The 13,772-nt window shown below is 59.1% G+C and carries 15 protein-coding genes; 9 read left to right on the top strand and 6 right to left on the bottom strand.

All coding sequences use genetic code 11. The annotated features are described in order from the left end of the window. The first annotated feature begins 132 nt into the window (after window positions 1-132). The 5 genes from Q0D52_RS02035 (at window position 133) to Q0D52_RS02015 (ending at window position 2,136) form a co-directional block, all read left to right on the top strand. Window positions 133-402, top strand: coding sequence for a hypothetical protein (locus Q0D52_RS02035; RefSeq protein WP_294360145.1), 270 nt, complete (start codon window positions 133-135; stop codon window positions 400-402). Further along, window positions 399-743 (top strand): type II toxin-antitoxin system PemK/MazF family toxin, encoded by a 345-nt coding sequence (locus tag Q0D52_RS02030; protein ID WP_294379860.1) that lies wholly within the window; start codon window positions 399-401, stop codon window positions 741-743. The genes Q0D52_RS02035 and Q0D52_RS02030 overlap by 4 nt, the downstream gene beginning before the upstream one ends. Window positions 744-1,072: 329 nt before the next feature. Further along, window positions 1,073-1,324, top strand: a complete 252-nt coding sequence (locus Q0D52_RS02025) for a hypothetical protein (protein WP_294379859.1) — start codon at window positions 1,073-1,075, stop codon at window positions 1,322-1,324. A gap of 247 nt (window positions 1,325-1,571) precedes the next feature. Beyond that, window positions 1,572-1,841 carry a type II toxin-antitoxin system Phd/YefM family antitoxin gene (locus Q0D52_RS02020; protein ID WP_294360152.1) on the top strand — a complete coding sequence of 90 codons (270 nt, stop codon included), beginning with the start codon at window positions 1,572-1,574 and terminating at the stop codon, window positions 1,839-1,841. After that, window positions 1,831-2,136 carry a type II toxin-antitoxin system RelE/ParE family toxin gene (locus Q0D52_RS02015; protein WP_294379858.1) on the top strand — a complete coding sequence of 102 codons (306 nt, stop codon included), beginning with the start codon at window positions 1,831-1,833 and terminating at the stop codon, window positions 2,134-2,136. Before Q0D52_RS02020 ends, Q0D52_RS02015 begins: the two co-directional genes overlap by 11 nt. 25 nt (window positions 2,137-2,161) lie before the next feature. On the opposite strand, the gene Q0D52_RS02010 is transcribed toward Q0D52_RS02015, so the two are convergent. Beyond that, window positions 2,162-2,404, bottom strand: a complete 243-nt coding sequence (locus Q0D52_RS02010; RefSeq protein WP_294379857.1) for a hypothetical protein — start codon at window positions 2,402-2,404, stop codon at window positions 2,162-2,164. Then, complete coding sequence (locus tag Q0D52_RS02005; RefSeq protein ID WP_294379856.1) at window positions 2,397-3,713, bottom strand: DNA repair protein; 1,317 nt, start codon at window positions 3,711-3,713, stop codon at window positions 2,397-2,399. The genes Q0D52_RS02010 and Q0D52_RS02005 overlap by 8 nt, the downstream gene beginning before the upstream one ends. Before the next feature lie 83 nt (window positions 3,714-3,796). Between Q0D52_RS02005 and Q0D52_RS02000 the strand changes: the two genes are divergently transcribed. Then, complete coding sequence (locus Q0D52_RS02000) at window positions 3,797-4,120, top strand: hypothetical protein (protein WP_294379855.1); 324 nt, start codon at window positions 3,797-3,799, stop codon at window positions 4,118-4,120. A 5-nt stretch (window positions 4,121-4,125) separates the two neighbouring features. Here Q0D52_RS02000 and Q0D52_RS01995 read toward each other — a convergent pair whose 3' ends face one another. From Q0D52_RS01995 to Q0D52_RS01985, 3 genes are all read right to left on the bottom strand, one after another. Then, on the bottom strand, window positions 4,126-5,331 hold the full coding sequence (locus tag Q0D52_RS01995) for an ATP-binding protein (RefSeq protein WP_294379854.1): 1,206 nt from the start codon (window positions 5,329-5,331) through the stop codon (window positions 4,126-4,128). Window positions 5,332-5,506: 175 nt separating this feature from the next. Beyond that, on the bottom strand, window positions 5,507-7,504 hold the full coding sequence (locus tag Q0D52_RS01990; RefSeq protein ID WP_294379853.1) for a 5'-nucleotidase C-terminal domain-containing protein: 1,998 nt from the start codon (window positions 7,502-7,504) through the stop codon (window positions 5,507-5,509). 72 nt (window positions 7,505-7,576) lie between these two features. Then, entirely contained in the window at window positions 7,577-7,999 is a 423-nt protein-coding gene (locus Q0D52_RS01985) for a peptide deformylase (RefSeq protein WP_294360172.1), read from the bottom strand. A 124-nt stretch (window positions 8,000-8,123) separates the two neighbouring features. On the opposite strand from Q0D52_RS01985, the gene Q0D52_RS01980 reads away from it, so the two are divergent. The 3 genes from Q0D52_RS01980 (at window position 8,124) to Q0D52_RS01970 (ending at window position 11,972) form a co-directional block, all read left to right on the top strand. Next, window positions 8,124-9,104, top strand: coding sequence for a DMT family transporter (locus tag Q0D52_RS01980; protein ID WP_294379852.1), 981 nt, complete (start codon window positions 8,124-8,126; stop codon window positions 9,102-9,104). Window positions 9,105-9,299: 195 nt separating this feature from the next. Beyond that, window positions 9,300-10,619 carry a dicarboxylate/amino acid:cation symporter gene (locus Q0D52_RS01975; protein ID WP_294379851.1) on the top strand — a complete coding sequence of 440 codons (1,320 nt, stop codon included), beginning with the start codon at window positions 9,300-9,302 and terminating at the stop codon, window positions 10,617-10,619. 168 nt (window positions 10,620-10,787) lie between these two features. Further along, window positions 10,788-11,972: an MFS transporter gene (locus tag Q0D52_RS01970; protein ID WP_294379850.1), complete on the top strand. Its 1,185-nt coding sequence runs from the start codon at window positions 10,788-10,790 to the stop codon at window positions 11,970-11,972. A gap of 110 nt (window positions 11,973-12,082) precedes the next feature. Here the strand turns inward: Q0D52_RS01970 and Q0D52_RS01965 are convergent, their stop codons facing one another. Beyond that, a complete protein-coding gene (locus tag Q0D52_RS01965; protein WP_294379849.1) occupies window positions 12,083-13,675 on the bottom strand; it encodes a LuxR C-terminal-related transcriptional regulator in 1,593 nt (530 codons plus the stop codon). Window positions 13,676-13,772: the final 97 nt, after the last annotated feature.

Below are 13,772 nucleotides of genomic sequence, written 5' to 3'. Positions count from 1 at the left end.
CTTTGCATTCGTTTTTTCGCCTAGTTTCTGGGACTCTATCCGTTTGCATAGGACAAGGAAGCGAGGTTGTAACCGGTGCAGCTGGTTTCTATAATGGATATACATAGATATCCATTCTTGGGAGGTAGCCCTATGGACGCAGTGCTCGGCAAATGGGGGAACAGCAAGGCCTTGCGGGTTCCAAGCGAACTGTGCAATCAGCTTGGAATCGACGTCGGCAGCGTTGCGAAGGTAACCGTCAATGAATCTTCTCGGTCTCTCACATTTTCGTTCGAAGCACCGCAACAAGCTTATTCGCGGAGCAAACGAATGACTATGGAAGAGTTTGCCGCAGGCTGGGAAGGCCCTAAAGTCGGTAAAGAATGGGGCGGCAGCGATGTCGGTGCCGAGGTGGTCGAATGACCCTATACGAACAAGGCGACATCATCGAAGTTGATTTCGACCCTACCCTCGGACACGAGCCGAAGAAAATGCGGCCCGCTTTAGTGGTATCTGTTGGATATTTCAACAATGTCATCTCAAGCCTTACCGTAGTGTGCCCCATTACATCAACGGTTAACGGGCATCCCTTACATGTAGAGATAGCCAACGGCAATGCCGTACATGGATGCGTATGCTTAGAGCAAATACGCGCTATCGATTTGAGCAGCCCCAAACGTCGCACCAAGAAAACAGGGTTATCAATGGATACGGAAACCATGACGCGGGTGCTCGATGGCATCGGCGCTATGTTCGGCATCTAATTGCGGCAAGGGCCTAGTTCGAATGCTCTAACTAGGCCCGCCTGCTATAAACCACTGGCATAACCACTGAAGGCACAAGGCTACAGGTTGAGTAGGTGATGATTTTCTACGCTAAAATTTAATTAGTTTGTAGCATAGAAAATCGAGGAGGAGACTACGGACGCGCTTGTTGAGATAGCAGCGGCGAATGGAGGCTACGTAACTGCTTCGGAAGCCAAGGCACAAGGGGCATCTAGAATCGCGAACTCGCCGATGCGGTGGACCGCGGCGAGCTTGTCAAGACGGCGCGCGGCCTCTACTGCACGCCTGAGACCTGGGAAGACGAGTACGTGAGAACCCAGCATCGCTTCGCTCGCGGCATTTTCTCTCATGATACGGCGCTCTACTTGCTTGGCTTGTCCGACTCCGCCCCCGAATCGCTCACGATGGCTTTCCCCAGGGGCTATAACCCGTCTTCCGCGAAGAAGTCGGGCATCATCACGAAGTCGTCACCCGCCGAGCTGCACGAACTCGGCTGCATCGAGCTGAGTACGCCATATGGCAACATCGTGCGCGCCTATAACGTCGAACGCACCTTGTGAGATATGCTGCGCGGCACGTCGTCGCCCGATCTTCAACTGCTTTCGCCGGCTTTCCGCTCGTATTTGTCGTCGCGAGAAAAGAACCTGCCAAAGCTGCAATCATACGCCAAGGCGCTCGGAGTCGCCCCAAAAGTAAGGAAGTACACAGAGGTGCTGCTATGAACACGAGAAGCGTGATGGCGTAGTAAGGAGTACCATAATCATGGTATAGTACCGATATCGTGGTATATATGCAAGGAGGCCGCTCATGCCAGTTTGCGTCCCTATTAAAGAAATGAAGAATACGGCATCGTTCACCGAAATGGTCATGGAAGCCCAAGAGCCCGTTTTCGTCACAAAAAACGGTCGCGAGGCAATTGTGTCGATGTCGCCGGAGGTATACGAAGGCTTGCTTAGAGAAGCGGCTCGTGCTCGCTTGTATGATATCGTCGAGCGAGGGTTGGATGATGTGCGCGCCGGTCGTGTTTCTGATGCAAAATGCGTTACTGCAAACCTGCGGGCTGCATATGGCGCTTAATGTGGTGATTTCCGAGTCCGCACAAGCCGGACTCGCGGAAGCTTGCGGCTATATAGCCCAAGTTCTGAAAGAGCCATCGGCGATCGTCACGCTGCTCGATGCATTCGACGAGTTTGTGGATGCGGTATCGCAGCTTCCTGATCTATATCCGCTTTGCAACGAGCAGCGACTTGCCGGTATGGGGATTCGCAAAGCCCTCATCAGGGGATATGTTGCACTTTATGTTCGAAACGATAAAGAAGTTTCGGTAATCGCATTCTTTCACCAAACGCAAGACTACGCAAAGCTTATATGATGCGCCCGCCTCTTTTTTGGGTGGGCTATTCTTTGCCGTTCTCGACTTCGGCGATTACTTCTTCGTAGCCTTTTAGCGCTGCGAAGGGTATGAACTGGCTGCCGCGGTCGGGCGAGGGGACCGACACGCGCACGCCGTCGGCGGCTACGCGTTGCGCTATGCGGTCGAGCACCTGCGCGCGGTATTCGCGCTCGTCGGCCGACAGGCCCGGCCACACGTCCGGCGTGGGCAGACCGGCGGCAACGCGCGCCTGATCAGGGCTAAGCACGATGCCCGCCTACCTGGTTGTTGCGCTCCATGGCGTTCGCCTCCTCCTTCAAGCTTGTGGCTTTCAACAGCGCGTTCGCGCCGAACCGCTTCCGCACATCCACCATGGCCCGCGACAGGGCGGCCTGCTTGCGCTCGTTCGCGGCGTCGTCGAACAGCGTGGGCTGCACCTTCTCGGCGGGCATCAGGTCCGCCAGCGCTATGTTCACGCGGCGGATGGAAAGCCCTGGCGTTACGCGGGCGCGGTAGATTTCCAGTACGGCGTCGGTCAACGCATCGACGGCGTTGGTGGGTTTAGGCAGCTTCGCCGACCCGCCCGCGCCGGCGGCCGCCGCGCCGAACGGCCCGCACTTCTCCCACGATTGGTGGGGGAAGTTACTGGCCGAATACCCCACGTACACGCTTGCCACCTGGGCGCATAGCCCTTTCTCTACCAGTTCGAGCGCGCTGCCCAGCACCATCTCGCGCAGCAGCGTTTCCACCTCGCCGCAGCTGTAATCGCGCATGAGCACCTGACCGTTGGTCAGCGAATGGCCGCGCGGGCGGTAGCTGCGCGCCTGCTCGACGGTGCACGCTTCCAGGCCCCACGCGTGGTCGATAAGGTATTCGGCGTTTTTGCCGAACTCGCGGCGCAGCACCTTGGGGTTGACGGCGCAAACCCCCGCAAGGTCGTACGCGCCGTGCTTGGCCAAACGACGGGCGATGCCCGGGCCGATGCCCCAGATGTCGGTAATCGGGCGATGGAACCAGATCTCGCGCTTGAACGATTCGTCGTCAAGTTGGCCGATGCCGTCGCTGGCGTGCTTCGCGCAAATGTCGAGCGCCACTTTGGCCTGGAACATGTTCGGCCCGATGCCGGCCGTGGCGGTGACGCCGGAAACCTCGAAAGCGCGCCGCATCAGGCGTTTCACGAACGTGCGCGCGTCGGTGCGGTAGAGGCGCAGGTAGGGCGCGGCGTCGATGAAACATTCGTCGATGGAATACACCTGCAGGTCCTGCGGGCTGACAAGCTCAAGGTAACTGCCCACGATTTCGCCGCTGACCTGCATGTATCGTTTCATGCGGGGGACGGCGGTCAGGTACTCGATACCCGGCGGGATGTCGCGCACACGGCAACGGTTGCGCACGCCGGCGGCCTTCATGGCCGGCGTGATGGCAAGGCAGATGGTGTTCGCGGAGCGGTCGGGGTCGGCCACCACCAGGTTGGTGGTGAACGGGTCAAGGCCGCGATCGGCGCACTCAACGCTGGCGTAGAACGACTTCAAGTCGATGCATATAACGCAACCCGAGGTTTTGCGCAAATCCGTCACCCGCCAATCCTTTCCGTTTCTCCATCGTTTGTTCGCTAGCAATTTTCGAACGCGCGTTCGATAATACCATAGCGATGGATTTTATGACGAAAGACGGCGAAAGACGAGGCGTGCACAAAATGTACGTCAACGTCGTGCTGCACGTGAATGACGAGGGGCGCATCGATCCGCTAGCGGTCATATGGCCTGATGGACGCACGTTCCGCATCGATGAGGTGCTCTACCGCGGGGAGCCGGGGCAAATGCAGAAGGGGGTGAAAACGTCGCGTTTCCGCATCCGTTTCGGGCGGAGGGAAACCAATCTGTACCTGGAGCGCCGCCAAGGTTCGCCGGCGCTCGGCACCCCCGACATCGACCGCTGGTGGGTCAACGCCATCGACAACACCCCATCTAAGCCTAGCTGCTAGGAGCTCTACTCAAGCAGCCAGTCGATGACGTTGCGCTTCTTCACGCCGTCGTAATCGGCGGTTCCGAAGATCGTGTCAAGGGTGAGCAGGATCTTAGGGTAGTTGTCGCGCACCGTCGCGAACGGCGCCAGCTCCCGTTTCAGCGTGGATTCTTCAAGCGTTGTCGCCGAAACCTGGAAGTACTGCGTGTCGTCGGGCTTGATAGCAACGAAGTCGATCTCGCCGTTTTCGATATCGCCGACATACACGTCATACCCTCGACGGAGCAGCTCCAAATACACGACGTTTTCCAGGATATGCCCGATATCGCTGCTGCTTGTTTTCACCAACACATTGCGCAACCCCAGGTCAACCGCATAGTATTTGCAATTCGTGGAAAGAAGCTGCCTTCCTTTGACGTTATAACGAGGCGCCGCGTACAACGCCAGGCTGTCGGTGAGCCCCTTGATGTACTTCGACACGGTTTTCTGGTCGACCTTGTTACCCGAAGACGTCAACGTATCGGCAATCTTCTTGTGCGACACCTTGCTGCCTATGTTATGCAGCAAAAACTTCGTGATATTGAGAAGCGTCGACACGTCGGAAACGCGCAGCCTGTCCACCACATCGCGTACGATGATGGTGTCGTAAAGGCTGCGCACATATTCCTTAGCCTTTTGCTCGTCGATTTGCGTTTCGGCGATAAACGGAAACGAGCCAGAGGTGATGTACTCGTTGAACAGCGTATCGCGGCTCTTCCCGGCATTGCCTTGCGCCGAGCAAAACTCCTTGAACGACAGCGGCAACATCTTGAGCTCGATATAACGGCCGGAAAGAAGCGTGGCAAGCTCACCCGACATAAAATAGGCGTTTGACCCCGTGATATAGACGTCGACGTTGTCCTTTATGAACAGTCCATCAACCGCTTTCTCGTAGTGATCGACATGCTGGATTTCATCAAGGAGCACGTAAGTCGTTTTGCCGGGTGCCAGCCTTGCGTTTACGTAATCGTAGAGTTCCCGATAAGACGTCAGGTCCTCGTATTCAAGCTCTTCGAAGTTGATTGCGATGATCTGGTCCGCCGTAACGCCGTGCTGCATAAGGTGATTGCGGTAGATCTCGAAAAGCTTTGACTTGCCGCAACGGCGCACGCCCGACACGACCTTGATGACATGCTTGTCTTTCCAGGAAAGCAACCACTCAAGATATCGATCCCTAGCAATAAGTTGCATGCCTCACGCCCCTTTGTTGCCGATTCGTGCCATATTCTGCATTCAGCGATAGCCGATATATGGATTATAGTCCGCAAAATGCGAAATTCCCCGTGAAAATGGATTTCAATCCATTTTCAGCAGTGATTCCGGCATTTTGCGGAATGGATTCCATTTTCGTAGCTTCAGCCATTGGTTATGCGCGTTCGTCCTCGGTTTCTGCGTGGGCGGTGGCGAAAGCGGCTGCTCCGACTGCTGCTGCGGCAGCAACGGCTGCGGAGGCTGCCTTCAGGGCGCCGTCATCGCCGGTCGGGGCAAGGGGCTTGGGGTCGCTGGCGTCGTTCGCCGGAGGCTGCGTTTCGGGCTGCTCGGGCTCGCCCTTCGACGTGGGGTCGGAATCAGGCGCGGGGTCGGGTCCAACCTGCGTCGCGATGCGCCCCTGACCCGCGGCGCCTGCATATTGCTGTCCGATAACGCCTTGCAGGTTCAGCTGCACGTATTCCATAAGGGCATCGTTGTCCAGGCCCAGCAGCGTGACCGGATTCTTGCACAGCATGCTGTACGAACCGCCGCCTTCCACCAGGTAGTACGAGTGGCACACCAGCGTATACGCCGCTTGCGGATCGATGGCCTTGCCGTGTAGCTTCGCTCTGCGCACGCGGCGTTCCTTCGCGTCGTCTATGCCGACGAACGTGCTGCCCGAGCGCAAAACGGGCGAGTCGATGTCGGTGCGGATGACGAACTCCAGCCCCTCCGAAACCTGGAGGAAGTCGCCGTTGGACTCGGGCAAGCTGCTGGCCGAAAGCTCAAGCGCATCAAGCAGATCCTGACCCGAAACGCTGGTGTAGCAAAGCTGGTTATTGAAGGGGTTCACGTTGATGAGGTCGCCCTTCGTCACGTTGCCGCGGTTGAGGTTTGCGCGAACGCCGCCGCCGTTGACGAATGCGATGTCTGCCATGACACCCGCGTTCGTCGCATAATAAAGGTACGCGTCGGTCACGAAGTCGCCAAGGTTCGTTTCGTGCGCACGGACGGCCCAGGTGTAGTCATCGTCCTCGAACGCGTATAGGTCAACCTCAGACGCGCCGATCACGGTTCCCGTTTGAGCTTCGACATCCGCGACCTTCTCGTTGATGGTCGCCTGCACGCCGGCATCGCGCCCGAACGTCACCTCCTGCACGTATGCGGGATCGTCGCTTTTGCGGGCCTCGCGCAGAAGCGTCGCCTCGAAGGCTGGCGTGCTGGCGGAGATGGCGCCGCTGTTCGGGTTGATGACGACCTGGCCCACGCTGGAGAACTGCGTGCCCGTTTGCGTGATGATGACTTTTTTGCCTTCGGCGTCCTGCTTGACCTGCACATATTCCTGATGCGAATGGCCGTCGATGATCACGTCGATGCCGCGGCAGCGCTTCGCCAACGCGTCGGAGCGCCAGATGTCGGGCGACCCGTCCTGGCCAAGGTGCGCCAGCAGCACAACGTAATCGGCGCCTGCTGCGCGTGCTTGGTCCACGGCGTTTTGCACCGCCGTGGCAAGCGCTGCGCCGGTATCGTCCTCGCAAAAGCCGTATACGCACGTATGGTCGTCGTCGCTTCGCCAGAACGATTTCGGCGACGAGGCCGTCAGCGTCGCCGGCGTGGTAACCCCTATGAACGCCACGCGCGCGGTACCGCTACCGGCAAGCGGATAAGCCCGGATGGCGTACGGAGCGAACATGAGCGTGGGCACCTCGGGGCGCTTGTCGGTGAAATTGCAGCTCAGGTATGTGGCGCTTGCGCTTCCTACCAGGTGATTGAACTGCGCCATCCCGTAATCGAACTCATGGTTTCCGGGAATCACGTAGTCGTATCCCGTGGCGTTCATGATGTCGACGAGCGCCTGACCCTGCGTCAGCGTGCCCATGACGTTGCCCTGCACGGCATCGCCGGCATCCACAAGCGTGACGTTTCCGCTGCCGAAAACACCTTTGCGGTCGGCAACATAGCTTGCCAGCGCCGAATACCCTAGCGGCGCCGCTCCCGTTTCGTCGGCTTCGCCAACGGCGCAGTGGACGTCGTTGGTGTGCAGGATGACGATGGCGCTGCCCGCCTGCGCATCATCGGCGAACGCGCGACGCGGCAACCCGAACATGGCGTTGCCAAGAGCGAAGGCGGTTGCACCGGCAAGGAACTGACGACGGGAAAGCTCGTTGCTCATAAAGATGCTCCAATCTGCAAAACACGCAAAAGAAAACGAGCCGAAGGGGAGTGCCCTTCGGCTCGTGAGCGCTTAGATGAACTTGCCCTTGCCGTGGTCGGCCATGTGCTGGATCAGCTGCGCGACCCAGCCGCGGAAATCGCCCTTGCGGGGGACCAGCTTGCCGTCCACCAGCTCCTCGTAGGAGACCTTGATGCGGTCGTAGCGGGTGACCGTGACGGGCTCTTCGTGGGTGAAGCAGCCTTCTACCTGCTTGCTTGCGGCCAGGCCCAGCTTGATGACGGGGTTGAACATGACATGCTGCACGTCCTTCTCGTCAACGTAGGCGAACAGGTTGCGCGTCACGCCGATCTGGTTGGCGTGCAGGCAGGCCGCCTCGTCGAGCGACGCCATGGTGTCCAGCAGATCCTGCGCCACCTGGGCATCCTCGGCCGTTGCCTTCTCGCAGGGAGTGGACAGCACCGCTTCGTCGTGGACCAGTTCCTTGATTGCCATAAGACTTCCTCCGCTTCGACGCCGGCGCGCAACCGCATGAGAATGCGCAAGCCGACGTATTGCTTTACAATCGCTTTCGACATTTTAACGCATACGTTGGTATACATTGGGGAGGGTTTAGGTTATGGCGAAAACGGACGCGCAGCTTGCTGATGGGCAGGCGGCGACCGCCGCGCGGCGCCGCATGTTTTTGGTGGGCATCGCCTGTGCGCTTGCGGGTGCCGGATTGTGGGGCGTGTCGGGTGCGTGCGCCCAGCATTTGTTCTCGCATTACGGCATCACGCCCATGTTCGCCACTGCCGTGCGCTCGCTGGTGGCCACGCTGTTCTTCTTTGGCGTGCTGGTGGCACGCCGCCGCTACATGCTCGAGCTGATTTGGAAGAGCGAACCGCGTGTGAAGCTGTTTTTCCTGGTGTTCGGCGTCGCGCTGTTCATCGACCAGTTCGCGTATTCCATGACCATCGCATTCACCAACGCCGGCACCGCTACGGTGCTTCAGATGCTCAGCACCGTGTTCGTCATGCTGTTCACGTGCGTGATGGGGCGGCATTTGCCGAAGGGGAACGAATTTGTGGGCCTGATCTGCGCCTTTGCGGCAACGGTGCTTATCGCCACGCAGGGCGATTTGGGCACGCTGGTGCTACCGGCGGCTGGCTTGTTCTGGGGCCTTTTGAACGCCGTGTGCGTTGCAATCTACGTGCTGACCCCGCGTGCCGCGGGCTTGTTCGACCGTTTCGGCAGTTTTGCGGCTACAAGCGTCGGCATGCTGGTGACGTGCGTGTGCTCGGGAATCGCGTACGCCATTCAGCTTGCCATGGGCGCGGGCGCTCCCGAGGCGGTTGCGAGCATGGACGCGTTCGGCTGGCTGGTACTCATCGGCGGCCTGGCGTTTCTGGGGACGTTCGTGTCGTTCGGGTTGTATCTGCGCGGCGTGGCGTTCGTGGGCTCGGTCACCGGCAGCTTGCTGGGCGCCGTCGAGCCGATCAGCGCCAGCGTCTGCGCCTGCGTGTTCCTGGGTACAGCGTTTTCCGGCTTCGATTGGGCGGGATTGGTGCTCATGCTGGTCATGCTGGCCCTTGTGACGCTGGCCGGGAAGACAAGATAACATAAGATATATTATCGATAATATAGATTCCTCAACCGCCGTTTTCCCTCGGCAACCGAAAACGATGATTGTTTTGGGCTGATTTCGTAGAGTTTCGGGTACAATGCGCGTTTGTGCCTTATGGCGCTTCAATTGCAGCAGCGCGCGCAAGCGTCGGCTGCATTGGAAGGGATTTTTGAGTTAGAGAGGGTTCACATGTCCAAGATCAACGACCTTGAGCAAGAGGTCAAAACAGACGTTAAGGAGGCTACGGAAGCGGTTTCCGCCGAAAACGCCGACAAGCCTTGGTTTAAGCGTCTTTCCCTTACCACGTGGATTTTCATTGCGTTGGCCTTGGGCGTCGTGGCCGGCCTTGCCCTGCAGGGCACCCCTGATATCGCCACCACTTACATCAAGCCCCTGGGCACCATCTTCTTGAACCTCATCAAGATGATCGTGGTGCCGCTGGTCATCTTCTCGATGATCGCCGGCGTCATCAGCTTGTCCGACATCAAGAAGGTCGGCGCCATCGGCGGCAAGACCATCGCGTACTACCTTTGCACCACCGCATGCGCCATCATCATCGGCCTGATCATCGCCAACGTGTTCAACGTCGGCGGCGGCTACACCCTGACCACCGACGAGCTTTCGTATGAGGCAAAGGCCGCTCCTTCCTTCATCGAGACCGTCGTCAACATCTTCCCCAGCAACTTCGTGCAGCCCATGTCCGACGCTAGCATGCTGCAGATCATCGTGATCGCGCTGTTCTTCGGCTTCGGTATCCTGGCCGCCGGCAAGAAGGCGCAGCCTGTCGCCGACTTCGTCAACGGCATGTCCGAAGTGTGCATCAAGATCATGCACATGATCATCTCCATCGCTCCGTTCGGCGTGTTCGGCCTGATCACCCCCGTGGTTGCCACCAACGGCCCCGACATCTTGCTGCCGCTGCTCAAGCTCATCCTGGTGGCCTACCTGGCCATGATCCTGCACATGGTGCTGGTGTACTCCGGCATGGTGAAGGCCATCGCGAAGATGGGCCCGCTGACGTTCTTCAAGGGCCAGTTCCGCGCCATGACGTTCGCCTTCGCATCCGCCTCCTCGGTGGGCACGCTTCCCATTAACATGGAGTGCTCCGAGAAGCTGGGCGTGCGCCGCGAGATTTCCAGCTTCGTGCTGCCGCTGGGCGCCACCATCAACATGGACGGTACCGCCATCTACCAGGGCGTTTGCGCCATCTTCATTGCCCAGGTCTTCGGCATCGACCTGACCCTCGGTCAGCAGTGCGTCATCGTCATGACCGCCGTGCTGTCCTCTATCGGCACCGCCGGCGTCCCCGGCTCCGGCATGATCATGCTGGCCATGGTGCTGCAGTCCGTCGGCCTGCCCGTCGAGGGCATCGCGCTGGTCGCAGGCGTCGACCGCGTGCTCGACATGATGCGCACCGTCGTCAACATCACCGGCGACCAGTCCGCCGCTGTGTGCGTCGACTCTCTGGAGAAGCGCAAGGAGGCCCGCCAGACCGCCAAGGCTGCGTAAAGCACGCCGCTCCAAACGATCGAGCCTTTCGGGGCGGTTGCAAGAAATATCTGCAGCCGCCCCGTTTCTTTTATGGTATCATCGAACATGCGTTCGTTGCAAGACCGATAAGTTGACGAATCTTATCGGATCAGCTTGTTGTAGTTCGGAAGGAGGCAGGAGGGTCGCATGGCTATCTTGACCGCACATCCATCGCGAAATGGCGATCGGGTTTCAAACTACCTGGCAATGCTCGGGCATGCGTGCTCGGATATCAACCAAGGCGCCCTATCGGCAGTACTGCCCTTTCTGGTTGTGGACGGGTGCTCGTATACGCAAGCCGTTATGCTGGTTTTCGCTGCCAATATCGTGTCTGCCGTGGTGCAGCCGCTGTTCGGCTGGATCAGCGACCGCCGCGCATGCCCATGGTTCATGGGGCTTGGGGTGCTGCTGGCCGGTGCGGGCATGGCGGGCATCGGTTGGGCCGATTCGTATCCGCTTATCGTGATAAGTGCTCTGGTGTGCGGGTTCGGCGTGGCCATGTTCCATGCGGAAGGCGGTCGCATCTCCAACCTGGCAGCCGGTGCGCGCAAGGGCAACGGCATGAGCATCTTCGCCGTCGGCGGCAACGTGGGCTTCTTCATCGGGCCGATTATGGCCGCTGTTTCGCTGTCGTTATTCGGCATGCACGGGCTTGCCGTGTTCCTCGTGCCCACGGTGTTGTGCGCGGCGACGCTCTTTTTGCATAACGGCCGGTTCAAAGCGCTGAATGCCGTCACGGTATCGGACGCGGCGGTCATGGAGCGCCCCGAGCGTTGGGGGCTGTTCGGCCTGGTAATGGCCACGCTTTCGCTCAGATCCGTGCTCAGCTACGGCTTCATGGCCTTTATCCCGCTGTTCCTTATGAACGTGCTCGGGCAAACCGAGGCTGCAAGCTCGCTGGCCATCTCGCTGTTCTCCATCGCCGGCATGGTAGGCACCGCGCTTTCCGGCCGCACCTCCGAAGCAATCGGCGCGCACAGGCTTACCATTGCCTGCTTGACCGTTACCGCCCTCGCCGGTGCCGTATTCGCGCTGAACGGCTCATCAGTCGGGCTGGCTTTGGCGCTGACCGCCGTGTTGGCCATCGGGGTCGACCTGTTCTATCCCTCTGCAGTCGCCGTGGGCATGGGTTACGTGCCGCAGCATCTAGGCATGGCATCGGGTTTAACGTACGGCGTGGCAATATGCCTCGGAGGCGTGGCCGAACCATTCCTGGGCATGGCCGGGGATGCCTTCGGGCTCACGCCCGTCATGCTCGCGCTTGCCGCCATAGCCCTTGCGGCTGCACTGCTGTCCGTCGTCATCAAGAAGCTCGACGGCACGCAAGCCTGATCGGGCAACCGCCCACGTTCGCAGGTCGGCTGTCGGCAACCCGATTCGGTTGGGCTGCAATACGATTCCTCGCGCGATGCTGCAGCGGCTAACTTGCTTGCCAAGCGCTTCTAGTGGGTTTCACTCAGCGCGTCGAGCAATTCCTGCTTGGAGTGGATGCAAAGCTTCGAGTACACATTGCGCGTATAGCTTTTCACGGTGTTTTCCGATAGGTGAAGTTCTTGGCTGATAAATGCCTTGCTACGTCCTTGCGCCAAATACCAAACCATATCGGTTTCTCTGTCGGTCAAATCGAAACGCGCTTGCAGCGCAGAACAGCGAGCCCGTAGACCATCCTCGAACGTCGCGCCCTCAACATCGCGGCTACCTTGCCCGCTGGGCGTTTCCTCAGGCACAGCGGAAACCGACGTCGGCTGCATCTCTCCGGAGATGCATTGTGCAGGCGCAGCTTCCGCCACCACGGTGCGCTCCAAAGCGTCCTTGCGTGCATCGGGCGAGCCGAAGGTGGCGAAGAATCGCCGTGCTTTCGGCTGGCTGCCCCGCAACATCACGGCCATGCTCAGCGCAAGCAGGCATACCAATGCGGCTATGACGAACATCGATTGCCCAAGCTGGGGTCCAAAAAGGAAAACCAGGTAGCGGCCAGCTTCGCGCGGAAGCAAATGGGCCGCCCAAACGGCGGCAAGCACCAGATACGACGGAATGGAGCTATGACGGCAATAATCATATACGCCATACCACAACAGCCCGATCATGAACGTGTTCGATACGGTGATGAGCATCGCCCCGAATTGCGCCTGGTCAAGGGATACGATAAGCAGCACGCCGATGACCATGAGGGCGACCTCGAGCCACCACATCGCCCCGAAGCTCAAGCCGCGGCCGCGCACGAGCACCCACCAGATGATGCCAGCGCACAGCGCTGCCACGGCGATCTGGTGAGCAAGCTGGAACGAAGGCGCCAAAACGATGGAAGTGCCCTCCGGGAATCCACGCGCCACGCCAAGAGCGAAATCAAGCAGCGCAACGGCGATAAGAATGCGTAGAGGAAGCGTTTTGCTCTCGTGATCGTAGACGCGGTCGCGTTTCGGTTCGGGAATGACGTCTTGCCGCGCATCGAGCGTGTCCATAGCCTGCTTGAATAGCACGAACGATAGCGTCGGCATGAACAAACCGATGGCGAACACGGCAGGCAACGGCAAGAATCCTAGAACGAAGCCTAAAATCGCGCTGATTCCCAGACATGCGAACGAGTAGATAAGCGCCTCGCCCTCGTCCAAGCGGTCGAAGAACGTGATCCACATGCCGCCGCCCCACACGATGCCCAATCCCGCAAGCATGGAAGCGGGAATGCCGAGCGGCAACGTCGGATACTCTATTTGCACAAGCAAAAGCGCAGGCGCCAACGTCATTGCCGTCATCGACAGCACGTCAAGAGCCTGTCGGGCGCGCCCGCTCAGCGGGATACGGGAGAACACGAGCATGAGGATGAAGATGAGGGCGACGCGCGTCATGTTGCCGATGATGGTGATGGCGCCCGAATCGGTTGCCGTATACCGATCGTACAGACAGCATTGCGTCCATACGCGAATGGCAATCAGGCCCATGAAGCAGGCGGCGAACCTTGGCCCATACGTGGACCGGAACTCCTGCCAGCTTGTCGTATGCACGCGCCGCGCGGCCATGGATATCTCGTCGTTCATGCGCCCCTCCCTCTTTCAAGCGCATAATTATAGCAAGCGTACTTTCCGAATCGCTACAAACGCGTTGCCGTATCGGCGATGCAGGCGGTCCTCAACG

It is taken from the genome of uncultured Senegalimassilia sp. (assembly GCF_934630535.1).
In the GTDB taxonomy this organism is placed as follows: Bacteria; Actinomycetota; Coriobacteriia; order Coriobacteriales; family Eggerthellaceae; genus Senegalimassilia.
Note: the sequence above shows the minus strand (reverse complement) of the source record. Positions and strands in the feature narration are given on the sequence as shown.